Source organism: Subsaximicrobium wynnwilliamsii (assembly GCF_007997225.1).
GTDB classification, from domain to species: Bacteria; Bacteroidota; Bacteroidia; order Flavobacteriales; family Flavobacteriaceae; genus Psychroserpens; species Psychroserpens wynnwilliamsii.
Map to the genome: position 1 here is coordinate 1 of NZ_VORM01000036.1, position 23,213 is coordinate 23,213.

At 41.7% G+C, this 23,213-nt stretch carries 23 protein-coding genes and 1 pseudogene; 11 read left to right on the forward strand and 13 right to left on the reverse strand.

Annotated elements, in window-relative coordinates:
- Positions 1–223 precede the first annotated feature (223 nt).
- Positions 224–1,243 carry a class 1 fructose-bisphosphatase gene (fbp, locus tag ESY88_RS19065; RefSeq protein WP_147088259.1) on the reverse strand — a complete coding sequence of 340 codons (1,020 nt, stop codon included), beginning with the start codon at positions 1,241–1,243 and terminating at the stop codon, positions 224–226.
- Between the two features lie 115 nt (positions 1,244–1,358).
- Here fbp and ESY88_RS19070 point away from each other — a divergent pair, with 115 nt between their 5' ends.
- Genes ESY88_RS19070 through ESY88_RS19085 form a run of 4 tightly spaced genes read left to right on the forward strand, consistent with a single transcriptional unit; the run spans position 1,359 to position 5,965 of the window.
- On the forward strand, positions 1,359–1,838 hold the full coding sequence (locus tag ESY88_RS19070; RefSeq protein ID WP_147088260.1) for a GNAT family N-acetyltransferase: 480 nt from the start codon (positions 1,359–1,361) through the stop codon (positions 1,836–1,838).
- Between the two features lies 1 nt (position 1,839).
- Positions 1,840–3,090 carry an aspartate kinase gene (locus ESY88_RS19075; RefSeq protein ID WP_147088261.1) on the forward strand — a complete coding sequence of 417 codons (1,251 nt, stop codon included), beginning with the start codon at positions 1,840–1,842 and terminating at the stop codon, positions 3,088–3,090.
- Between the two features lie 21 nt (positions 3,091–3,111).
- Complete coding sequence (locus tag ESY88_RS19080; RefSeq protein WP_147088262.1) at positions 3,112–4,944, forward strand: GNAT family N-acyltransferase; 1,833 nt, start codon at positions 3,112–3,114, stop codon at positions 4,942–4,944.
- A complete protein-coding gene (locus ESY88_RS19085; RefSeq protein ID WP_147088263.1) occupies positions 4,925–5,965 on the forward strand; it encodes a carboxypeptidase-like regulatory domain-containing protein in 1,041 nt (346 codons plus the stop codon). Before ESY88_RS19080 ends, ESY88_RS19085 begins: the two co-directional genes overlap by 20 nt.
- 53 nt (positions 5,966–6,018) lie before the next feature.
- Here the strand turns inward: ESY88_RS19085 and ESY88_RS21835 are convergent, their stop codons facing one another.
- The 3 genes from ESY88_RS21835 to ESY88_RS19100 form a co-directional block, all read right to left on the reverse strand.
- Positions 6,019–6,510 carry a DUF4870 domain-containing protein gene (locus tag ESY88_RS21835; protein WP_317128697.1) on the reverse strand — a complete coding sequence of 164 codons (492 nt, stop codon included), beginning with the start codon at positions 6,508–6,510 and terminating at the stop codon, positions 6,019–6,021.
- Between the two features lie 134 nt (positions 6,511–6,644).
- Entirely contained in the window at positions 6,645–7,100 is a 456-nt protein-coding gene (locus ESY88_RS19095) for a DUF1801 domain-containing protein (RefSeq protein WP_147088264.1), read from the reverse strand.
- A gap of 11 nt (positions 7,101–7,111) precedes the next feature.
- Positions 7,112–8,047, reverse strand: coding sequence for a 2-hydroxyacid dehydrogenase (locus ESY88_RS19100; protein WP_147088265.1), 936 nt, complete (start codon positions 8,045–8,047; stop codon positions 7,112–7,114).
- 321 nt (positions 8,048–8,368) lie between these two features.
- Here ESY88_RS19100 and ESY88_RS19105 point away from each other — a divergent pair, with 321 nt between their 5' ends.
- Both ESY88_RS19105 and ESY88_RS19110 read left to right on the forward strand, forming a co-directional pair.
- Positions 8,369–8,800, forward strand: a complete 432-nt coding sequence (locus tag ESY88_RS19105; RefSeq protein WP_147088266.1) for a deoxycytidylate deaminase — start codon at positions 8,369–8,371, stop codon at positions 8,798–8,800.
- Complete coding sequence (locus tag ESY88_RS19110; RefSeq protein ID WP_147088267.1) at positions 8,801–10,432, forward strand: S41 family peptidase; 1,632 nt, start codon at positions 8,801–8,803, stop codon at positions 10,430–10,432. It begins immediately after the preceding gene.
- A 635-nt stretch (positions 10,433–11,067) separates the two neighbouring features.
- On the opposite strand, the gene ESY88_RS19125 is transcribed toward ESY88_RS19110, so the two are convergent.
- The 4 genes from ESY88_RS19125 to ESY88_RS19140 form a co-directional block, all read right to left on the reverse strand.
- The gene (locus ESY88_RS19125) at positions 11,068–11,670 is read right to left on the reverse strand and encodes an NAD(P)/FAD-dependent oxidoreductase (protein WP_147088268.1); all 603 of its coding nucleotides are present in this window, start codon (positions 11,668–11,670) and stop codon (positions 11,068–11,070) included.
- Between the two features lie 120 nt (positions 11,671–11,790).
- Positions 11,791–12,372 carry a HupE/UreJ family protein gene (locus tag ESY88_RS19130; protein WP_147088269.1) on the reverse strand — a complete coding sequence of 194 codons (582 nt, stop codon included), beginning with the start codon at positions 12,370–12,372 and terminating at the stop codon, positions 11,791–11,793.
- A gap of 83 nt (positions 12,373–12,455) precedes the next feature.
- A complete protein-coding gene (dinB, locus tag ESY88_RS19135; protein ID WP_147088270.1) occupies positions 12,456–13,673 on the reverse strand; it encodes a DNA polymerase IV in 1,218 nt (405 codons plus the stop codon).
- A gap of 596 nt (positions 13,674–14,269) precedes the next feature.
- Complete coding sequence (locus ESY88_RS19140; RefSeq protein WP_147088271.1) at positions 14,270–17,320, reverse strand: DNA polymerase III subunit alpha; 3,051 nt, start codon at positions 17,318–17,320, stop codon at positions 14,270–14,272.
- A 276-nt stretch (positions 17,321–17,596) separates the two neighbouring features.
- Between ESY88_RS19140 and ESY88_RS19145 the strand changes: the two genes are divergently transcribed.
- The 3 genes from ESY88_RS19145 (at position 17,597) to ESY88_RS21945 (ending at position 18,396) form a co-directional block, all read left to right on the forward strand.
- On the forward strand, positions 17,597–17,800 hold the full coding sequence (locus tag ESY88_RS19145; RefSeq protein ID WP_147088272.1) for a hypothetical protein: 204 nt from the start codon (positions 17,597–17,599) through the stop codon (positions 17,798–17,800).
- Positions 17,801–17,868: 68 nt separating this feature from the next.
- Entirely contained in the window at positions 17,869–18,129 is a 261-nt protein-coding gene (locus ESY88_RS19150) for a hypothetical protein (protein ID WP_147088273.1), read from the forward strand.
- Positions 18,130–18,162: 33 nt separating this feature from the next.
- Positions 18,163–18,396: a type II toxin-antitoxin system RelE/ParE family toxin gene (locus ESY88_RS21945; protein ID WP_223270902.1), complete on the forward strand. Its 234-nt coding sequence runs from the start codon at positions 18,163–18,165 to the stop codon at positions 18,394–18,396.
- A gap of 134 nt (positions 18,397–18,530) precedes the next feature.
- Here ESY88_RS21945 and ESY88_RS21950 read toward each other — a convergent pair whose 3' ends face one another.
- Genes ESY88_RS21950 through ESY88_RS19165 form a run of 3 tightly spaced genes read right to left on the reverse strand, consistent with a single transcriptional unit; the run spans position 18,531 to position 19,455 of the window.
- Complete coding sequence (locus tag ESY88_RS21950; protein ID WP_394343977.1) at positions 18,531–18,800, reverse strand: Fic family protein; 270 nt, start codon at positions 18,798–18,800, stop codon at positions 18,531–18,533.
- A gap of 29 nt (positions 18,801–18,829) precedes the next feature.
- The gene (locus tag ESY88_RS21840; protein ID WP_317128698.1) at positions 18,830–19,126 is read right to left on the reverse strand and encodes a hypothetical protein; all 297 of its coding nucleotides are present in this window, start codon (positions 19,124–19,126) and stop codon (positions 18,830–18,832) included.
- On the reverse strand, positions 19,117–19,455 hold the full coding sequence (locus tag ESY88_RS19165) for a helix-turn-helix domain-containing protein (protein WP_223270901.1): 339 nt from the start codon (positions 19,453–19,455) through the stop codon (positions 19,117–19,119). The genes ESY88_RS21840 and ESY88_RS19165 overlap by 10 nt, the downstream gene beginning before the upstream one ends.
- Before the next feature lie 364 nt (positions 19,456–19,819).
- Between ESY88_RS19165 and ESY88_RS19170 the strand changes: the two genes are divergently transcribed.
- Both ESY88_RS19170 and ESY88_RS19175 read left to right on the forward strand, forming a co-directional pair.
- A complete protein-coding gene (locus tag ESY88_RS19170; RefSeq protein WP_147088274.1) occupies positions 19,820–20,590 on the forward strand; it encodes an XRE family transcriptional regulator in 771 nt (256 codons plus the stop codon).
- Positions 20,591–20,741: 151 nt separating this feature from the next.
- Positions 20,742–22,124 carry an exonuclease domain-containing protein gene (locus ESY88_RS19175; RefSeq protein WP_147088275.1) on the forward strand — a complete coding sequence of 461 codons (1,383 nt, stop codon included), beginning with the start codon at positions 20,742–20,744 and terminating at the stop codon, positions 22,122–22,124.
- A gap of 514 nt (positions 22,125–22,638) precedes the next feature.
- Here ESY88_RS19175 and ESY88_RS19180 read toward each other — a convergent pair.
- A pseudogene (locus ESY88_RS19180) lies at positions 22,639–22,914 on the reverse strand (PH domain-containing protein); the annotation flags it as partial.
- A gap of 138 nt (positions 22,915–23,052) precedes the next feature.
- Positions 23,053–23,213 (reverse strand): IS3 family transposase (locus ESY88_RS21955; RefSeq protein WP_147088277.1); only part of this gene is annotated, 161 nt, incomplete at its 5' end.

The following is a 23,213-nucleotide window of genomic DNA, read 5'->3' on the forward strand; positions in this document are numbered from 1 at the left end:
ATTTGGTTCCCATTAGGACCAATCGAAAATCTGAAAGAAATCCTGATAAATATCGATCAAGAATAAAACCTAAAATAACCAAAAATCAGAAAGATGGAGTTTGAATGACCTTAACTTAATGACATTGAACGAGCGTTAGTGGGGAAAAACAACCTGATTCGAATTTCGACTCCGGCAAAGGCGTAAAATTTCAAATACTAAATTATTGAATTCGAGATGATTTTTAGGTGTTTAAGTTGCGAGCGTCTTTCATGAATTCTTCCGCTTTTTCCACCATGTTTTTGCTTCCGCAAATGAACGGGACGCGCTGGTGCAATTCTGTGGGTTCAATATCCAAGATCCTGGTAAAACCGTCGCTGGCTTTTCCGTTGGCCTGTTCAGCAATATAGGCCAAGGGGTTGCATTCATAGAGCAAACGCAATTTGCCTTCGTACATTTTGGAGCTTTTGGGATAGAGATAAATCCCGCCCTTAATCATGTTTCTGTGAAAATCTGAGACTAGGGAGCCAATATAACGACTGGTGTAAGGTCTGTCGCCTTCTTCCATTTGGCAATATTTAATATAGTTCTTGATGCCTTGTGGGAAGTGGATGTAATTCCCTTCATTGACTGAGTAGATTTTGCCATCCTCAGGAAATTGCATATCGGGATGTGATAAATAGAAAGTGCCAATCGCCGGGTTAAGGGTAAAACCGTTCACACCATGTCCAGTGGTATATACCAACATCGTTGAGGTGCCATAAACAATATAGCCCGCTGCCACTTGCTGGTTTCCTTTTTGCAGAAAATCGGCAATGGTAACAGGGGTTCCCACAGGGGTGACTCTTCTGTAAATTGAAAAAATGGTGCCTACCGAAACATTCACATCAATGTTGGAAGAGCCATCTAAGGGATCAATAAGTACCACATATTTGTTTTGGTGATTTTCGTCTTGACTGTTCACGGCAATAAAATCGTCTTCCTCTTCACTTGCGATGCCACACACAATATTGCGTTTGGTCATGGTTTGGATAAACTTGGTATTGGCATAAACATCTAATTTTTGTTGATGCTCGCCCTGGATGTTTGTGTCTCCAGCAGCGCCAATAATATCAACCAAGCCCGCCTTATTCACTTCATGATTCACCACCTTGGCTGCTAAACGAATAGAATTGATAAGTCTTGATAATTCGCCAGAACTGTATTTAAAATATTCTTGGTTTTCAATAATAAACTCCCCAAGCGTTTTTGTTTGTGTTACCATCTAATGTTAAAATTTTTACAAATATCTTACTTTTTTAATCAACTACATCGATTTCGTCCATGAAATGATTTAGCAAATAAGGCAGTTTAGGTTATATTTGAAAAAAACAGAATTTATGGATATTTCAATACGCAGAGCAACCAAAGAAGATATGGCGAGGGTTCTAGAACTCATCTATGAATTGGCGCTACATGAGAACAAACCCAATGCAGTGGAATTGCACGTGGAAGACCTGGAGAAGGCAGGTTTTGGAGATGAAAAAGAATTTATTTGCTTCGTGGCAGAAGTGGATGGAAAGATTGAAGGCAGCGCTTTGATCTATAACCGTTTTTCTACTTGGAAAGGCAGTGTGCTTCACCTTGAGGATTTGGTGGTAAGCAAACGTATGAGAGGTTCTGGTTTAGGAACCACCTTATTGAATGAAGTGGTGCGTTTTGGCCAGGAAATAGGAGTGAAGCGTATTAGTTGGGAGGTTTCTGAAGGCAATGAAAATGCCATGAAATTCTACCAGAACAAAGGCGCCGACATCAAAAGAGATTGGAATGTGGTGCATTTAGACGAAGAAGGCATTAAAACCTATTTATCCCAAATCTAATATGCGCATATTTAAATTTGGAGGTGCTTCTGTGAAAAATGCTGAAGGTGTCAAGAATTTGGCCTCAGTGTTACAGCAAGTGGGGCATGAGCATACATTGGTGGTACTGTCCGCAATGGGCAAAACCACCAACGCCTTGGAAGTGGTCATCCACAATTATTTCAACACGAAACCAGAATTGCAAAGCGCGCTGCAAGAGGTCAAATCATACCATAACGGGATTGTGTTGGATTTGTTCGAACATACAGAGCATCCAGTATTCAAGAAGGTTGCTGCCTTATTTCAGGATCTGGATTATTTCCTGAATCGCAATAAATCCCCAGATTATAACTTCGTGTACGATCAAGTCATTGGCTATGGTGAGTTACTCTCAACTACCATTGTTAGTGCTTATTTGAATGCAATTGGTCTCACAAACACTTGGCTTGATGTGCGGGAGTTTATCAAGACCGATGATTATTACCGCACAGCGAATGTGGAGTGGGACATCACCCAGGCACAGATTCGTGCTAAGTTCAATCCTGAAGTGCTAAATGTAACCCAAGGCTTTTTGGCCAGTGATGCCAATAATTTCTCTACAACTTTAGGTCGCGAGGGCAGTGATTACACGGCAGCGATTTTTGCCTTTTGCCTCAATGCGGAAAGCGTTACCATTTGGAAGGATGTGCCAGGGGTTCTAAATGCCGATCCAAGGTATTTTGAAAACGCGCAGTTGCTCAATGTGATTTCATACCGTGAAGCCATTGAGCTGGCGTTTTATGGCGCTTCGGTAATTCATCCAAAAACCTTGCAACCCTTGCAGCAGAAGGAAATTCCGCTCTATGTCAAATCGTTTTTAAACCCTAAGAACCCCGGCACCATGGTAGGGAAAGCATCTGGGATAGACCCTCAAACCCCTTGCTTCATCGTCAAGAAGAACCAAGTCTTGGTCTCTTTGTCCTCTCTGGATTTTTCATACATTGTTGAAGAAAACATCAGTGAGATTTTTAGATTGTTGCACTTATACAAAATGAAAGTGGACGTGATCCAGAACTCCGCCATTAGTTTTGCAGTGTGTTTTGAAAATACCTACAATAATCTCGATAAATTAATTCAGCATTTAAAGGCAAAATTTAAGGTCAATGTATATGAAAACGTTAACTTATATACTGTGCGCCATTATAATGAACAGGCAATTGCTTCCGTAGAGAAGGGTAAGGAGTTGTTATTGAAGCAGTTAACCCAAGAAACGCTTCAAATTGTTACCAAATAAGGAATTTGTACTTTTACCGCCATGACCAAAAAACAAGATACAGGCTTGGTGACTGCCAAAGAAGTCGCCGAAGTAATTAAGCTCGACAAGTATGGTGTTTTGGGCACCTTGGTGGGCTGGTCATTGATGAAAGCACTCAAGATCTCTAAAATCAATACAGTTTACAATCGGAACAAGCACCTTAGTGGAACCGACTTTTTGGATGCACTCTTGGATGAGTTCCAAATCAAATTTGAAATCCCAGCAGAAGATTTTAAGCGTCTCCCAAAAGACGGCGCATACATTACCGTTTCCAACCATCCATTAGGTGGGATTGACGGTATTTTACTGCTCAAATTAATGGCAGAGCAACGTGCGGATTTCAAGATCATTGCCAACTTTTTGTTGCACAGGATTGCGCCCATGAAGCCCTACATCTTGCCAGTGAATCCTTTTGAAGATCGCAAGGATGCCAAGTCCAGCCTTGCAGGGTTTAAAACTGCCATCAAACATTTAAGGGACGGCCACCCATTGGGTGTTTTTCCTGCAGGTGAAGTTAGTACCTATCGCGACGGCAAATTGGTGGTTGATAGACCATGGGAGGATGCTGCCATGAAACTCATCCAAAAGGCCGAAGTGCCAGTGGTACCCATTTACTTTCATGCCAAAAACAGCAAGTTGTTTTATAAGCTTTCCAAAATCAGCGATACTTTTAGAACCGCTAAATTGCCTTCGGAAGTCTTGACCCAAAAGCACCGAACCATCAAGGTGCGCATAGGGAGACCAATCTCAGTGAGTGATCAAAGCGAATATAAATCCTTGGCAGAGTTTTCTGAATTCATTCGGAAAAAAACATACATGCTCTCCAACTCTTTTGATGAAAGGGGCAAATTTTTGGGCAATCTGGCCTCCAACCTAAGAGTGCCCAAAGCACCAAAACGCATCGTGACTCCAGTAAGCAGCGAGGCGATGGGCAAAGAGGTTGATGCTTTAAGGGCAGATGACAAACGTTTGTTGGAAAGCAAGAATTACGAGGTCTTTTTAACCGAGGCAGAGTTTATCCCAAACATCATGCGCGAGATAGGACGCCTGCGTGAAATCACATTTAGGGCTGTTGGCGAGGGCACTAACGAGTCTATTGACCTCGACCATTTTGACACCTATTACCACCACATGTTCTTGTGGGACAACGAGGCTAAAAAACTGGCGGGTGCATACCGCATGGGACTGGGTTCCAAGATTTTTGCAGCTTATGGTATTGACGGGTTTTACCTGCAAGACCTGTTTCGTTTTGAACCAGAACTTTATAAGATGATGCGCGAGAGTATTGAGATGGGACGTGCCTTTATCACTGGCGAATACCAACAAAAACCCATGCCCTTATTTTTACTTTGGAAAGGTATTGTGCACACCACTTTGCGCTACCCAGAGCACAATTACCTTATTGGTGGGGTAACCATAAGCAATAAATTCACAAATTTTTCGAAGTCGCTGATGATCGAGTTCATGAAATCCAATTATTACGATCCGTACGTGGCGCAATACGTGCGTCCCAAAAAGGAATTCAAGGTTAAGCTGAAGGATGCCGACAAGGATTTTGTTTTCGACGAAACCGAAGCCGATCTTATGAAATTTGATAGGATCATCGACGAGCTGGAGCCAGGGCCATTAAGACTTCCTGTGCTTATCAAAAAGTACATCAAGCAAAATGCCAAGGTGGTGGCCTTCAATGTAGATCCTTTGTTTAACAATGCAGTTGACGGCTTAATGTACATTCGTATTGCAGATTTGCCCGAAAGCACCGTAAAGCCGGTAATGGAAGAGTTTCAGGCCGAACTGGAACGTAAATTCTCAAATGGCAATAGTGAAGAATAGTTACCTAGTCGTTATTTTGTTTTTATGTGGTTTGGTAACTTCAGCCCAAACCATCACCGGCCTGGTTTTGGATCACAGTAATGAACAACCGCTAGAAAGTGTATCCATTTATTATGATGGCACCACCATAGGTGCGGTCACTAATCAAGAAGGGTATTTTACAATCACTTCACAAATCAAGACCAATGCAATTGTGGTGGTAAGCTATATTGGTTATGAGACCAAATACTTCAGTCAAACTGAATTGGCCAATGCCAAAACCATTTACCTCAATGAAAAAGCTGAAGCATTAGATCCAGTGATTATTGAGCCCGACGATTGGTCCAGAGCTAAAAAGCTAAAGTATTTCAGGCGGGAATTTTTAGGACGTGGGGAAGCTGCCGAAGCCTGTAAAATTTTAAATGAAGATCAAATCCAATTGGTTTACAGTAAATCCAAAAACACGCTATATGCCTATTGTGATCAACCTGTACAGATTAAAAACAAGCATTTGGGCTACAGGCTCAATTACAAGATTGTCGATTTTGAAGTGCGTTTTGTAGACAATCGAAGTGGACTTATTTTTGTGCAGGGGGTGTATTTTGCAGGCACCTCAAATTTTTCTGAATTGAATCCCAAGCGAATCAAAAAACGCTATCGTAAAACCAGGGAAGAAGAATACCACGGATCGCTGTTGGAATTTATGAGAGCCTTATCGCAAAAGAAACTCAAAGAATACCAGTTTAGCACGTTTATAAAGTCGGAAGGTTCCCGTTTTTTTGTTCCTGTAGATCCCTATCAATATCTCATTGTGCAAAAACAAGAAGGGGATTTGTGTAAAGTCACTATCAAAACCGATAAACTGGTCGTGCTCAACAACCAAGATGCGCAATCGGCATTGTTGCCCGTAGAAGGTTTTGATACCTTTTACATCGATGCCTATGGCATTCATTCGCCACCAGATAAGTTATTGTTCAGCGGCGTTTTTGGCAATGAACGTATGGCGAAGTTATTGCCTTTGGATTATAAGGTGGAAGAATAAAAAAGCCAAGACAAAACATCTTGGCTTATGGTATTTCAATTCAAGTACTGTGATTAAAGCGATTTAAACCAGTCTTGAAACTGTTCGCCCAATAAGAGGATAGGCTTCTTTTGTCCGTTTAATGCAGAGATCAAGCTCATGACCCAAAGCACCAGTACGAAAATCCATGCAAACCATCCAATAATAGGTATGAAAGAACAAACAAAGCCCAAGAGCATGATGCCCAAAACTTGTCTAATATAGAAAGAGGCAAATTCACTTTTCTTTTCGTTGTTCATTACTAAGGCAATGATCCAGCCAATAAGGGTAATGTGTGCAATAATCGCAATGTTCTTGCCATTGTCTAAAGCCCGTTTTGCATCATGTGAGAACTCATTGGCACTTTGTTTTGCATCATCAGAAAAATCGTTGGTCTTGCGTTTTGCATCTTCTCCAAATTCCCTTGCCGAGTCGCCAAATGTGCGTTCGCTCTTTCGGGTAGGCTCTTTATCTTCTCCCAATAAATCGTCTAAATCATCGTTGAGATCTTTGTTGCTATCTGCCATAATAGTATGTTTTTATATTGGTTATGAGCTAAATGTACTAAAAATTTTGAATTTAGAAGACTTTATTATCTAGCGATTGAGAAGAATCGTTTGCTTTACTGATCAAACGCGAGTATCTTATTCACAGCGGTTTACTATTTTATGAATGCGCTTTCATAGGTTTCAATCCATTGCAGGGTATTGATTTTTGAACAGAGCTCACCAATCAACTGTAAAGGGATATCATCCATTCGCTTAAACCGGATGCAGCTTTTCCCAATGTCGGGTTTGTATTTACTGTGTTGGGTATATGCTGCAACAAACCAATCTAAGAGTTCTTTATTGGCGTAAAGTCCCATGTGGTGCAGTGCGATGTAGTTTTTCTGGGAGGCCAAGCCCATAAATGGCAAAGCTGATTTTGGGTCACAATGATAGCCCTTTTGATAAATGCTATGTGGTACAACGTAACTCAACATCCCATGACTCATGACTTCGGTCATGCCTTTTGGGAGGTGCTCGAGAATGCACTGGCGTATATTTGTGACAGCTGTTTTGCGGTCTTCGGGCAATTGGTCAATGTATGCTGCTGCGGTAGGGATTTGTTTTTTCATGAGTAAGGATTTCAGCAAAAGCTGGATTTTATTTTATCGACAATAGTCTGCGCCAATTTTTCCTTGCTCTCAACAGTCCAGCCTGCTACGTGCGGGGTAAGGATGACGTTTTCGGCTTCGATGAGGTAGCGCATGGCTTCAGGCATTTCCGAAGAAAACAGATGTTCAAAGGAGGACTTTTCATATTCCAATACATCCAAGCCCGCGCCCAAGATCTGCCCCGATTTCAAGGCGGCAACCAAATTAGCGGTAACCACACTTTTACCTCGAGCGGTATTGATGAGCCAGAATGGCTTTTTAAAAGCATTTATAAAGTGGGAATTTACCATGTTCACGGTCAAATCTGTTTCTGGCGTATGCAGGCTCAACACCTCTGCTCTTTCTTGTAGTTCGTTAAGGGAAACCTGTTTTGCATGTTCATCGCCCAGGTTAGGTTTTAGATCATGGCACAGTACGTTTACCTCAAAACCGCGCAGTTTTTTAGCAAAGGCCTTGCCCGTATTTCCGTAGCCAATGAGACCGATGGTTTTTCCGTCGAGTTCAATCCCGCGATTGGCCTCTCGCAACCAATGCCCTTGTCGCACTTCGGCATCAGCTTTATTCAGCTTATTAAAAAGCGATAACAGCATCGCCAAACTGTGCTCGCCAACCGCGTTACGGTTGCCTTCTGGCGCAGCGATGAGCGTAATGCCTTTTTTTTCAGCATGAAGGGTATCAATGTTTTCAAGGCCTGCACCCACACGACCAATGAATTTCAGGTTTTTGGCAGCATCGAGAAAATCACTGTCTATTTTAAATCGACTTCTAATGATGAAGCCGTCATACAGATGGATCTTTTCTTGGATGAGGGCCTTGGTAGAGGTGTAATCTTCATCATTTTCAAATCCCAAAGCATTGAGTTGTTGTATAAGTAGCGGATGGTTGGTGTCTAAATGCAGAATTTTCATGGTGTTGGTTTCAGAAGAACAATTAATCAGGATCATTCAAAGATAAGCAGACTTGCCCTTTTTCACTTTAAACCAAGCCATATTTAGAGTTCTAGTTTTTCAGTAGTAACACATGCCGAGCATCTTTTTTGGCGCGATAGTTGAAGAAACCGTAAATGGTTCTACTTAGGGCGTGGATTTTTATAAAACTTTAACGTTATCAAAAGTTTAAAATTGCGCCCACATTTTTTATAATTGTTACATTTGAAAGCTAGCCTGTTAACTAAAAATCAGGCTATGAAGTTAGGATATTTCCGAAGCAACAGACCATAATTACAATACATGTCGAAAAAAAAACAACTGCGGTACGATAAGGCTTATTTACGAATTGCCCAAGAATGGGGAAAATTGTCCCACTGTAAACGAAAGCAAGTTGGTGCTTTGATTGTTAAGGACCGCATGATCATTAGTGATGGTTATAATGGCACGCCCACCGGTTTTGAAAATTATTGCGAAGATGATGAAGGCTACACCAAATGGTATGTGCTTCATGCAGAAGCCAACGCTATTTTAAAAGTGGCGGCCTCAACGCAATCTTGTAACGGTGCGACGCTTTATATTACCCTGTCGCCGTGTAAGGAATGCAGTAAGCTCATCCATCAAGCCGGCATTGTGCGAGTGGTGTATAAGGAGGGTTATAAGGATGATTCCGGACTCCAATTTCTCGAAAAGGCTGGGATCGAGCTACAGTTAATTGAAGATTTAAAAGCATAAATGAAACCCAAGACTAAATACATACCATTATTACTAGGCCTCGCGGTGGCCTTGGGCATCGTCATTGGCGGAAAGCTCAATTTCACCGATACTTCCGACCGGCTGTTTACCACAAACAGCAAAAAAGATAAGCTCAACCGGCTCATTGATTATATTGATTACGAGTATGTTGACGATGTGAATACCGATAGTATTGTAGATGTCACGGTAAATGGGATTCTTGACAATCTCGATCCGCATTCCACCTATATCCCTAAGTCTGATTTAGAGCGGGTAACCAATAATATGAAAGGCGATTTTGTAGGTATTGGCGTTAATTTTTACACCTACAACGATACGGTTACCGTGATTAGGCCTCTGGCTGGCGGCCCAAGTGAGAAGGCAGGGATTAAGGGAGGTGATCGTATCATCATGGCCGATGGCGATTCAATCTTCGGAAAGGATTGGAGCAACGATGATATCATTCATAAACTACAAGGCGAGAAAGGATCGCGCGTGGCACTTACCGTCAAGCGGAAGGGTATAGCCAAACTATTGAAATTCAATGTTAAACGAGACGTCATTCCCATCAAGAGTGTGGATGCTTCGTACATGCTCACGAAAGATTTGGGCTATATCAAAATCAATCGTTTTGCCGAATCCACCTATAAGGAATTTAAGCGTGCCTTAAATGCACTGCAAGCTCAAGGCGCCACAAAATTGGCTTTGGACCTCAGGGACAATCCGGGTGGGTTTCTCGCCATAGCCGAACAGATTGCGGATGAATTTTTAGAAAATGGGAAGTTGATTCTCTTTACCAAGAACAAATCTGGTAAGGTGGAGAATAGCTATGCCACAAAAAGAGGCGATTTTGAGGAAGGTGAAGTGTACATCATGATCAATGAAAGCTCGGCATCGGCCAGTGAGATTGTGGCTGGTGCTTTGCAAGATAATGATAAAGGGACTATTGTGGGCAGACGAAGTTATGGCAAAGGTTTGGTGCAGCGCGAAATGGCTTTGGGTGATGGCAGCGCCATACGCTTAACGGTATCCAGATATTACACGCCAACCGGTCGCTCCATCCAAAGACCTTATGATAAGGGCAATAGTGAAGCCTATTATAAAGATTATTTCAAGCGTTTGAGTAGTGGGGAATTGGATCATCCCGAAAGTGTAATCTATGCAGATTCCTTAAAGTACACCACGCCCAAAGGTAAGGTGGTTTATGGTGGTGGCGGTATTATCCCAGATGTGTTTGTGCCATTGAATACCAGCATGCAAAATGAGACCCTCAATTACATCAACCGTCTTGGTTACATTGGTAATTTTGTGTTTGGTGAATTAGACAAAGATCGCAGTATCTATGAAGGGATTACACCCGAAGAATTTATTCAGAGTTTTTATATAAGTGATGATATCATCTTAAAATTTCAGGAATACCTCAATTTTAAAGAAGATACCAATTTAACCTTTGTGGCCTATCATGACCAGATCAAGCGCATGATCAAAGCCGCCTTGGCCGAACAGCTCTTCGGGAGCGATGTTGCTGCAAAAATCTTTAATGAAGACGATGAGATGATCGAGGAAGTCATTATGCTGAGCCAAGGAAAAACGCTTTTTGATTACGAAAAGGAAACTGTAAAGGCGGAATAAGGGTTTTATGTTTTTGGGAGACGGAAGTTGGAAGTTGGAAGATTGAAGATTGAAGATTGACGATTGTTGATTTTTGAAGTTTTGATTTCGTCCATTGTCTTCGTCTTCGTCTTCGTCTTCATCTTCATCTTCGTCTTCATCTTCATCTTCGATTTCAAGTTCAAGTTCAAGTTCAATTTCAATTTCAACTTCAATTTCAACTCAATTTATTGACGACTTAAGATTAACGATTGCTGATTGACGATTGTTGATTTTTGAAGTTTTGATTTCGTCTTTGTCTTCATCTTCATCTTCGTCTTCATCTTCATCTTCGATTTCAAGTTCAAGTTCAAGTTCAATTTCAATTTCAACTTCAATTTCAACTCAATTTATTGACGACTTAAGATTAACGATTGCTGATTGACGATTGTCGATTTTGAAGTTTTGATTTCGTCCATTGTCTTCATCTTCATCTTCATCCTCGTCTTCATCTTCATCTTCGTCTTCGATTTCATCTTCGTCTTCGATTTCAAGTTCAACTTCAATTTCAACTTCAATTTCAATTTCAATTTCAAAGCCGCCTGTCTTTTCAGCTATAAGTTTGGATTTGCAAAATAAACTTGAGATTTAACCCACAACCCACAACCCACAACTGTTTAAATCTTATCGTGAATTTTGGCGTGCTTACCGTCATTCCAAAGCGTAAGTATATCTGTGGCTACTTGCGCACCACTGCCTGCTGCGATGGCGAATTGACTGCGCCAGCCAGCCATGGTGCCGGCAACGTATAAACCCTCTGCGACCAAATGGTCTTCGTTTTTGAGCCAGATTCGGTCTTTCTCCAAAGCTGCCCTAGGGTGTGGTTCCAGGTAATCTTGAAGTCCGTGGATGTTGACCAAATTGGTGTAGCCAACTGCAACAACGATTGTTTTTGAGTGGTACGTGTTCTTGTTGGTGGTAATGGCAAAGCCTTCCGGAGCTTTAAGGACCGATTTTACTTTTTCGGTTTCAATCTGCGTTACATGCGGGTAGAGTTGAGCCAATTGTGTTTTGCCAGTTTCCAAAATATCAGCCCCCAAAGTACCAGCCGCCAATCCCAATACGTTGTTGAACAGGGCGGTTTGTAAATGCGAAGCACGTTGGTGCATGATGATGCCAATGTGCTTGTTGGCTGCAAACGGCTTTGGTTGTGCCGAGCCAAGAACCAGCGCGCAAGACATGCCTGCAGCTCCGCCTCCTATGATTAGCGTATCGTACATATTGATGTTATTTTAAATACTATTATGGTCTTGTAGAATTAGGAAAAGTACTTTTTTTAAGGTTTTTTTTGCTTCGGAAATTAGAAATAAGGCTTTTTCAATCTGAACTATTTAAGACCATTAAATGTGCCGAAGCAACATGGGTAAGACAAAACCCAGTACAATGGCAGAAATGACCATGACCCAATCGCGTTTGGAAAATCTGAAAATCGTTTGACATAGAAAACTCAAGAACACCACGATAAAAGCAACCACAAATTGCCCAACTTCAAGCCCCAATGCGATTTCCAATAAAGCGATGGGTTTATTTTCGCTGGCAGTAATCATGCTATTAAAAGTGGCTTCAAAGCCTAGCCCATGTACCAAACCATAGAATAGACTTATGAAAAACAGCAAGCCTATTTTTTCATTTTGTGCCTTTTTGCCTGCTGTAAAGATATTGTAAAGGGCAATCACAAAAATGGTCATGGGCATCAAAAAACCAATCAATTTCGAGTTGACATTGATCACGTTATAAACCGTGAGTGCCAAGGCGACGCAATGGCCTAGGGTAAAAATAGTGATGAGGACGAGTACGCGTTTCCAGTCTTTGAACAAGTAGGGAACGGTTAATACAATCAAAAATAGAATGTGGTGGTAGGCATTAATGTTGAGTACATGGTAAACACCATCCTTAAAGTTTGACAGAAATAGGTCTATCATAATTATAAAATTGTTTGGGTTGAGCCAAAGTTACGTTTTATAATTGAAGATGGACGTATTTGAGTTTTTGAATTTGTTCAGTTTTACTGTCGCCTATTTGCCAACAAAGGTGGTGGTTCGCCTGTAAACGGGTTCCATCGGCTTATGCTTTTGGCTTCCATGCCAGCGGCGTTAACGACCGCTCTGTCGCCATAACGCTCGCGCATTTTATCTATGGCTTGGCTAAGGTGCAATAGCTTCTCATCGTCTTCAAACAGGTTGACTTGGTGCCCGCCTTCTACCAAATGGCTAAATTTCACGCCCACCAATCGCACCAAAAGGCGTCGGTTATAAAGTTTGTTGTACAAATCCAGAACCACGGGAATCAAGCTATGATCCATCGCACTGTAAGGGATGCGCTGTTGTTGGGTGTAAGTCTGAAAATCGGAATAACGAATCTTAAAGGTCACGCAAGCGGTCAACTTATGGCCACGACGCAATTGGTAAGCCAAATTCTCGGCCATGGCAATCACGATGCCTTTTAGTTTCGCCACATCTGTAGTGTCTATATTGAAGGTGCGCTCTGTGGAAATCGATTTACGCTCGTGGTATTGCACCACAGGGCTGTTGTCAATACCATTCGCCTTTTGCCAGATGGACAATCCGTTTTTGCCCAAGACCTTTTGCATGAGCGCCATGGGCATTTCCTGCACCGTTTGTATGCGTTTGACGCCCAAATCACACAAGGCTTTGTAAGTCACATTGCCCACCATGGGGATTTTCCTTACGGAAAGTGGTGCCAAAAAGGGCTTCTCATTACCCGAAAGAATCCGTATTTCATTGTTGGGTTTGGCTTCTCCGGTAGCGATTTTAGACACCGTTTTATTCATTGACAAGCCAAACGAAATGGGCAGGCCGGTTTCCCTGATGATGCGTTGGCGCAATTCTGAAGCCAATTTATGACAACCAAAAAACTGGTCCATTCCCGTAAGGTCGATGTAAAACTCGTCGATGGAGGTTTTTTCATACAGCGGCACCTGTTCCTTAATCACATCGGTCACGGTTTCTGAAAATTTGGTGTACACGCCAGAATTCCCTCGCAGCACAATCGCTTCGGGGCATAATTGCTTGGCCAAACGCATGGGCATGGCAGAGTGCACGCCAAATTTGCGCGCCTCATAACTACAGGCGGCGACCACGCCACGGTCGCTCGTGCCACCAATAAGCACGGGTTTCCCGTTGAGTCGGCTATCGAGCAGGCGTTCACAGGATACAAAAAAAGTATCCAGATCCATGTGTACTATTGAGCGGTTGTTGTTCATTTTTCTGTTGTCTGTTGTCTGTTGTCCGTTTTGTGTTTTGTGTTTTAGTTTTGTAAGTCTGAGTTTGATTGCTAATACATTAGTTACGACCTGCAAGGTTTTGAAAACCTTGTAGGTCTTTTTTTAACTGAAAGATCATGCATTTAAAGAGATTGCTTCTCCCGATTGTTATCGGGATTGTAATGACAGCTTGAGTGTCAGTCTTCAGTCTCCAGTCCTCAGTCTCCAGTCTCGAGTCTCCAGTCTCCCGTCTTCCGTCTTCCGTCTCCAGTCTCCCGTCTCCCGTCTTCGGTCTTCGGTCTTCGGTTTTCAGTCTCCAGTCTCGAGTCTCCAGTCTCCCGTCTCCCGTCTCCCGTCTTCCGTCTTCGGTCTTTTTTTTTTTTTTTTTTTGAATTTTTTTAAATTGTTCCCATCTGCCGATAGTCAGGTCTCTAGGACTTTATTCCAATTGATATTTCGCCCTTCAAGGTGAGCTCAATTATGCTAATTTGATTAGTTTTCAATCGTCAATCGTCAACCGTCAACCGTCAATCGTCAATTTTTCGTCTTACGTCCTACGTCCTACGCCCTACATCCTAAATCCTAGGTCCTCCGTTCTAAGTCTCAATACTTAATTCTGAAAGCGAAGCGGTCTTAATTCTCCTTTTGTTGTCCTCAAAACTTTTTTTGTTCTGAAACGTGGGATTTTCCGAGTTGACCGAGTAGCGAGGGTCTTCAATAATGGCCGCGCGCACCATGCTTTGCACTTCTATGGTGACGCAATCAAACTCAACCATCACTTTGCCGGTGATGCTGTAAATCCCTTTTCCGCGAAACGGAAACTGGGTTGCCACTGGCGGAAAGTGCACCGTATCCACAAAATCCCCATCGTAATCCAGAAAGGTGCCGAAATGCATCACTTTTCCGTTGGAAGTCTTGGTGTGTTTCGTGGCGACCAAATAGCCTTCAATCGTGATGGTTTTCTGCTGAAATTCCAATAACTGACTCGCCCTTCTTTCATTTGAAAATTCTGTTTCCAACAAATCAAAGGGATTGCATAAGGGAAAGCCCAACAGCTCCATTTCGTCAAAAGCGTTTTCCAGATCGGTACTGGAGAGTTTTGGGGTTTTATAAGTGATTTTTTCAGTCTTAAAAAGTGTCATGATGTGCTCTTCCATTGGGGTCTTGCTGATTTTAAGACGGGCTTCCCAAAGCAGCTCGCGTTTGTTGATTCCGGTAAAACGGAAGGCGTTGATCTTTATCAAAATGGATAGCTGTTCTATGGAAATTGGCACGCGGTCAATAAAATCGTCCAGATTTTCGAACAATCCGTTTTTGTGACGCTCAGCAACGATTTGCTTCATCAATTTAGACTCAAAGGCTTGCAGGAACATAAAGCCCAAATAAATGGTCTTTCCCTTGATGATCGCTTGGGTAAAACTGGTGTTGATGCAGGGCGCTTCGATAATGCCCTCGTGCATTCTTGCCTCGTGTACATAAAGTTCGGTACTATAAAAACCGCCAAAATTATTGATGGTCGCGGTCATGTATTCCAAAGGGAAATAGGCTTTCAAAAACAGACTTTGGTAACTCTCTACCGCGTAGGATGCCGAGTGGCCCTTGGCAAAAGCATAACCTGCAAAGCTCTCGATCTGTCGCCAGATATCGGCCACCATGGCATCGGGTTTTCCGTCGGCCTTGCAATTGTCAAAAAACTGTTGTTTCACTTTCATGAATTCTTCCCGAGAGCGGAATTTCCCCGACATCCCTCGTCTCAACATATCGGCCTCGCCAAGGTCGAGACCGCCAAAATGGTGCGCCACCTTGATCACGTCCTCTTGATAGACCATCACACCATAAGTTTCGGGCATGATCTTGAGCAGTACTTCGGGCGCTTCCTTGCGTTTCTCCGGAAAGCGGTAGCGCAAGATGTACTCGCGCATCATTCCGCTTTTGGCAACACCTGGACGTATGACCGAGCTTGCGGCAACCAGCCCCAAGTAATTATCGACCTGTAATTTTTTAAGCAGCATGCGCATGGCGGGCGATTCCACATAAAAGCAGCCGATGGCCTTGGCATTACGAAGCAAATGTTTGATGCGCTCGTCTTTTTTAAAGCGCTTGATATCGTGGATGTCAATAGGCGGTTTTTCGGGATGGTTATAGGCAACGATTTCCGTAGCTTCCTTGATTTTTCCGAGTCCGCGCTGACTGAGAATATCAAATTTATAGAGTCCGATATCTTCAGCAACCACCATGTCAAATTGGGTGGTGGCAAACCCTTTTGGAGGCATAAACGTGGCGCCATATTGGTGGATGGGTTTTTCTGAAATAAGGATGCCGCCGGCGTGAATGCCCAGATAATTGGGAAAACCTTCAATATAAGTGCTGTATTTGATGACCAGTTGCGAGAGTTTGTCTAATTGATCAATGTTGTATTTTCCTCGGGTAAGCAGGTCCATTTCAGCTTTTGGCAGGCCAAAGACCTTGCCCAATTCCCTTACCGAAGCCCTAAATTTAAAGGTGTTGTAAACTGCGATCAAAGCAGTGTGTTTAAAAGTCTTGAAGATGAATTCGGTAATATCATCGCGGTCCTTCCACGAGAAATCCAAGTCAAAATCGGGCGGATTCTGGCGAAACAGATTGATAAACCGTTCAAAATAAAGGTCCAGTTCTACGGGGTCCACATCGGTAATGCGCAGTAGATACGCAACGATGCTATTAGCGCCACTCCCGCGGCCTACATAAAAATAGTTCTTGCTGCGCGCGTATTTGAGGATCTTCCAATTGATCAAAAAATAGGAGACAAAGTTCTTTTGTTCAATCACTTTCAGCTCTTTTTCGATGCGCTCAAAAATACGGGTGCCTGGTTTTTTATAACGGTAGTGGAGGCCTTTGTAAGTGAGTTTCCGCAGGAGTCTAAAATCCAAGGCTTCATTATTGGTGTAGCATTTCTGGTTGTTCGGTATTTTTTGCGAAAAGTCAAAATCGATGCTACAATCGGCCATAAGCTCTCGGGTATTCGCTATCAACTTGGGGAATTCCTGATAGGTGTCGCAGAGTTCCTGATATGGCATCATGCAGTTTTTGGGGTCGCCTTCTTCAGCCTTTGACAATTTGCTCAATAAGGTATTATTGTCGATGGCGCGCAATAAACGATGCGTGTTGAAGCCTTTTTTATTCTGAAAGCTGACCGTTTTTAGGATGACGAGTTTGTGTTGCAGTTTATTCCATCGTGAAAATTTTAGGGCGTTGAGGTCTTTGGGTTTAATGCCCAAAAATTCGTTGGATTTTAAATCATATTCCTTCCCACTTTGATACGGATAAATCACATAGCAATCCTCGATAGGCTGTTCTGGGCGCTCAGGGATTTTTAGGTCTTGGTCGTGCAGAAATTGGGATAGGTAGCTGTTGATATTTAGAAAGCCAAAATTGTTTTTGGCAATGAGAATGAATTGCTGTTGCGCGCCATTTCTAAAATCGACACCAAGAATAGGCTTGATCTTGAAATCTTGGGACAGGCGCACAAAATCTAAGCAGGCCGATGTGTTGTTGATATCGGTAAGCGCCAAGGTATTCACACCGTTGGCCGAAGCAATGGCCAGCAGTTGCTTTGGCGCGATGCTCCCGTAACGTAGGCTGTAATAAGAATGGCAGTTGAGGTACATATCATAGTGTTTTACCAGTTAGTGGCTTGAAATGAATCTGATATTAAGTTTCAATTCCTAAGATTTAGCTGGACTTACAAATCTAGCTATTATTTGTAGTTAGTATTGCTTGTGATTGTAGTAAGTAGTGTTAAAGTTGGTTTTGAAGACTTGGAAACATATGTGGAGATTGACGGAAAGTGGGAGTGAGCATAGTGTTACTTTTGATTTTATAGCAATGATGATTATCTCATTTAAGAACCTAAAATTGCTTTCACAGGACAAAATAAGAGTATCATGGTGGCGCTATTGAAAAGAGGAGCAGATAAAAAAACCATAAAAAACGTATTAAAAATCTTAAGTAGAGATTCCAAATCTAAAGGGGTCGACGTTTACAGTTTTGTAGGGAGAATCAACTTAAAAGAGGGCGCGTTAAAATTGCAAAAGGAACTTCGTGATGAGTGGGAACGGTTTTTTAGAGATATTTCAGATAGGCTTTAATTGCTTTAATTTTGCTATATTTGAAGAGCATAAAATAGAAATACAATCTTCTTATAAGGTAAATCATCATGAAAACGGAAACCTTAAAAATCAAAGTGGCGCAACGTGTCCTAGGTATAACAGATAACCGATTGTTGCAAAAAATTCAAGACGTATTGGATGAGGAAAATTGTTTTGCTTATGATGCCGATGGACACCCCGTTTCTAAAGCTGACTATATTGAAAGCATAAATGTTTTGAATAAGGATATTGGTAATGGTGCCGCCGAGTTGCACAGTACTAACGATGTTTTGAAGTGTATTGCAAATGATCATAAGTTGGCACTCTAAGGCTGTTGATGATCTCAATAAAATATAGCTCATATTGCGAAGAAAAGTCCGCAGAACGCCCTACACGTTTTAAAAACACTTACCGCTCTCGCCGATAGTTTGGCAAATATGCCCTACAAATACCCAATGGAGCCCATTTATGGTTCCGAACAAATACGCTTCGTATCCAAATGGGCTTTCAAAATTATTTATAGAGTGGAAACAGAACGGATTTTCATCTTAAGAGTATTTAGCACCAACCAAGACCCAAGCAGCTTTTTCGAATAGCCTTTTTCCTCATAAATTCCGGTCAAACATTTAACCATATTATGCAGCCATTCTTTTACTTCGGAAGAAAGCAATGTTTTAAAAATTGATTTTGAGAATTCCCTAAGGTCTAAAATATGCCTCGTCGTGAATGCTCATTTTTTTGCAAATTCAATCAAAGAATTAATGTTTCCGTTGTCAGCCTCTTTTAATGCTGAGATATAAGCTTTCCGTACTTCATTGGCTTCGACTATATTTGATCTATGCCAGCTAAAAATCGCGTTGCCAAAAACAGATTCCATTATAATATCGGCTATCAGTCTTGAATGCCTCCCATTTCCATTTGGGAAACAATGTATCGAAACAATTCTATGTTTAAACCTAATCGTAATTTCCTCTGGCGAATAGGTTTTATTCTTTATCAAATATTTGGTATCATCAATTAGGTTTTAAGTTAAATACTTATCTGAGAACACTTTACGTCAAGATTTTTATCAGTTTTTCTGAACTTTCCCGCCCATTTCCAAACATCATCATACATTTTTTTGTGCAACTCCTTGATAAAGGATTCAGTAAAGATGTTTTCAGGTTTCAAATTAACCTGCATGCTCCATTCTACAGCTTTTTCAATATTTAGTTGCTCAAATTCATTTAGCTCGTTTTGGGTTGTTATGGATTTAATTTTCAGCCCTTCTTTCTCGTCATCGTTTAATGGGGTTTGCCCTTCTTCGTAATTTAGATTTAATCCCATAACGACTTTCTTAATTCCCTTTCTATATCATTTGCCAGATTACTTATTGAATCATCAATTTTTCGTTTATCAATGCCCTGGTTTTCCAATGTCATGGTTTGATTGGTTCTTGAAACAATTTTTTTAGCGAGATTTTTTGCTTTTATATCAATCAAGTTCTGGATAGAGCCATCTTTAGGAACGAAGCCATAGACAAATTGCATGTCCAATGCATTGCCAACATCTTTCAATTTATTGAGGCTTATCTGGCCAGCAGCTTCGCGCTCCTCAATTTTTTGTACCGCTCCCTTTGTTAAGTTGAGTTTGGTGCTTAACTGATTTCTGGTCATATTTAGGGTAGTCCTAATAGTATATATTCATCCTTTTGGGGGTGTCAAAATAGAAGTGGCATCTTTGAACTTGACTAATTTTTCATCTAATTGCACTACCAATAATTTTTTCTTATTTCTCATCGCTCAGTCTTTTTTGAGTAGTAAGTCTATAAAAAACATGCTAAAAGTATATTTATGCCTATAATTATTTGTTGCAAATTTATAGGAATACGTATTAATTATCTTTAACGAAATTGATGTTGTATTTTTTTTGGACAAGCTATCTAACACTAATGCCGTTTATTGTAGTTGTAATTACTTATATTTGTAGCCAGTCTTTTTCTTCGGAAGAAAATGATGTTGAAAACTGCTTCTAAATATTATGAAAAACATACAAGCCAATATTAAGCATTTGCGATCGCTCAGGCAGTTTTCGCAGGAGCGTTTTGCCGATGAGCTCGGCTGGTCCCGCTCCATGGTGGGCTCTTACGAAGAAGGTCGATCGGAACCGCCGATTGACCGTTTGATCGATCTTTCCAATTTTTTCAATCTGCCCATCGACATCTTGGTCAAGAACGATTTGCGGAAGGCCACAGACTCTTCATTCATTCAAATTGGGAGTCAGCGGGTGCTATTTCCCATTACCGTGAGCGAGGATAATGAGGATTTGATTGAGATTGTGCCCGCCCAAGCTTCCGCAGGTTATCTGGCAGGCTATGCCGATCCGGAATATATTGAGCAGCTGCAAAAAATCAAACTCCCTTTTTTACCAACGGGAACGCATCGCGCCTTTCCTATAAAGGGCGATTCTATGTTGCCGGTAAAGAGCGGGTCTTTTATAGTCGCCAAATATGTGGAGGATGTGAGCGATGTCAAAAACGGACGTACCTACATCGTGCTCACAAAAAATGACGGGCTGGTCTATAAGCGGGTCTATAATTTTATTGAGGCGCGTCAAGCCCTGCAATTGAGCAGTGACAACAAAACCTACGAGCCTTATGATGTGGCGATTGCCGATGTTTTGGAGCTCTGGGAATTTACCTGCTGCATCAATACCCAGGAATACGACGAAAAAGAACTGAAGATGAGCAGCATCATGAGCATGTTTCAGGATTTGAAGGTGGAGCTGGAGGCGGTACAGAAAATGGGGTAAATGAAGTTGAAGTTGAACTTGAATTTGAACTTGAAGTTGAACTTGAACTTGAACTTGAAAAAGAGGTCTAGACTAAATTGCTCGCTATGGCCAAAGCTAAATTGACTTGCAAATTTTTAGACGTTGAAATTGCAAAAAAGAAATTAATGAGATGCTGAACAATCAAATCTACACCATCATTGACGTGGAAACCACGGGAAGAGGCAATAAAATGACCGAGATTTCCATTTTTAAATACGATGGGCAACACGTCATCGATGAGTTTACATCGCTGGTCAACCCCAATGCATTTATCCCCGCACACATCACTGCATTAACGGGAATCGATAACGCCATGGTGGCCGATGCGCCCGTTTTTGCTGAAATTGCTGAAGCCATTCTGAGAATTACCGAGAACACTATTTTTGTGGCGCACAATGTCAATTTTGATTACAATATCATTCGGAATGAATTTAAGGCCATTGGCAAAGATTTCCGAAGAAAGAAACTCTGTACCGTACGTTTGTCCCGAAGTTTGATTCCAGGGTTGCGATCTTACAGTCTGGGGAAATTGTGCAAGAGTTTGGAGATCCATATTTCCGATAGGCACAGGGCTCGGGGTGATGCGGAAGCGACCGTGACCTTGTTTGAGCAATTGTTGGCCAAGACGGAGGCTGAGGCGGTTTTCACAAAATTTCTAAAGCGCGATTCTAAGGAAGCCACGCTGCCGCCACATTTGCCAAGTCGTATTTTTGATGCGATTCCCAATGAAACGGGCGTTTATTTTTTCAGAAATAAAAAAGGAAAAATCATTTATGTGGGCAAGGCTAAAAACCTTAAAAAACGTGTGCTTGGGCATTTTTACGACAAGTCGGAAAAAGAATTGGACCTCTGCCGGGAAACTGCCGATATTGATTTTGAGCTCTCTGGCACCGAACTCATCGCGCTGCTCATGGAAGATGCTGCCATCAAACACCATTATCCGCAATACAATAAGGCCTCAAAACGCCCCACAAAAAGTTTCGCGATTTTTAGCTATCAAGACCGCGGCGGCGTATGGCATTTGGCTTTCAATAATTTTAAATCGGCGCCAAATCCGCTGATTACTTTTTATAATTTAAGGGACTGCCGATTGTATTTGGAGCAGCTGTGTGCCCTGTTTGAACTGTGTCCCAAATATTGCCATTTGCAGGAAAACGTGCAGGAATGTTCGCATTTTTGGATCGATACCTGCCGTGGCATCTGCAAGAGCGATGAAGCCGTCGAAACTTACAATGAACGCGTGCAATTGGCGATTGCGCACATCTCAAGTGCCTCGCAAAATGTGGTTATCAAACAGAAAGGACGCCATGAAGAGGAGGAAGCTTTTATCGTGGTCAAGGACGGATTGTATCAAGGCTACGGATTTGTCGAAAAAGACATCCAGATTGCGCACGACGATGAATTGGAGCCGCATCTCATTAAGCAAAAGAATAATGGCGACGTGCAGCGCCTTTTGAAAAAGGAGCTGTTGAAGCGTATTGGGAAGGTTGAACTTATGCAACCTGCTTCATAGGAAGAGCTTGACACAAATCTGCCTGACGATAGTCAGGTTACACGAATTACACGAACCAATCTGGCCGGTGAACAAGCCAGTAAATTGCACGAATCTATTCTTTCAATGAGAAAAAATTGCTTGCAAAATTTCATTGCTCCTAAATTAAGTTGAAACTAATTACTTTAGTGCATTTCGCTTTAGCTTCTAAAAATATTTGAGCCACGAATTCCACGGATTTTCACGAATTCACTCGCTCCCTGAGCATAGAGGCGCAAATCACTTACTATTTATTTCACGAATTCAACAGACTCTTAGTCTGTTTCAAAAACCTATGGCACTTTAGTTCATAGTGGTTTAGTTTTTCTATTCACTGCCAAAATGCTATGGCTTAAGGTTCTAACCAATCTCCTGTTTTTGTAATTTTCGCCATAGTCTCAAGTTTGTGTGTAAGCTAGTCGTTGAAGATGTCACACAATGCCAAGCCAAATTATTTTCACAAGTTCATAAGGTAAACTTAGTGAATTGGTTTAATTCACATGACCCTCGCCGCCAAGTACCGCTGCACCTCATAAACATCACTACTCTTATTGCATTTTTTACTTACCAAGGGTAGATCCTCGCTGGAGATCCAGATTTTTAATTCGGCATTCAGATCAAAGGCGCCAGAGGTTTCCAAAGAAAATCTGGAGGTGTTTTTATAGGGCATGGATTTGTATTCAATTTTGCTTCCGGTCAATCCTTGCACATCGATTATGATGAGACGCTTGTCTGTGAACATGAATACGTCTCTAAACAGCGTGAATCCCATTCTATAAGCGCAGCGGTCTACGCTCTTGTTTTAATCAGTCTAGTTTCTAGGTTCTATAAGCGCAGCGGTCTACGCTCTTGTTTTAATCAGTCTAGTTTCTAGGTTCTGGAATTCCTACAAAAAGCGTGACTATTTTTATTAAGCCGCTTTATTGATTAAATTTTCTAATTCTAGTTGCATTTCCAATGGTGTTCTATACCCCAAGGTTGAATGGATCCTTTTGGTGTTGTACCAGCTTATATATTCTACCAGGCACGCATGCAGCTGTTCACTCGACGCAAATCTATATCTATTTGTAC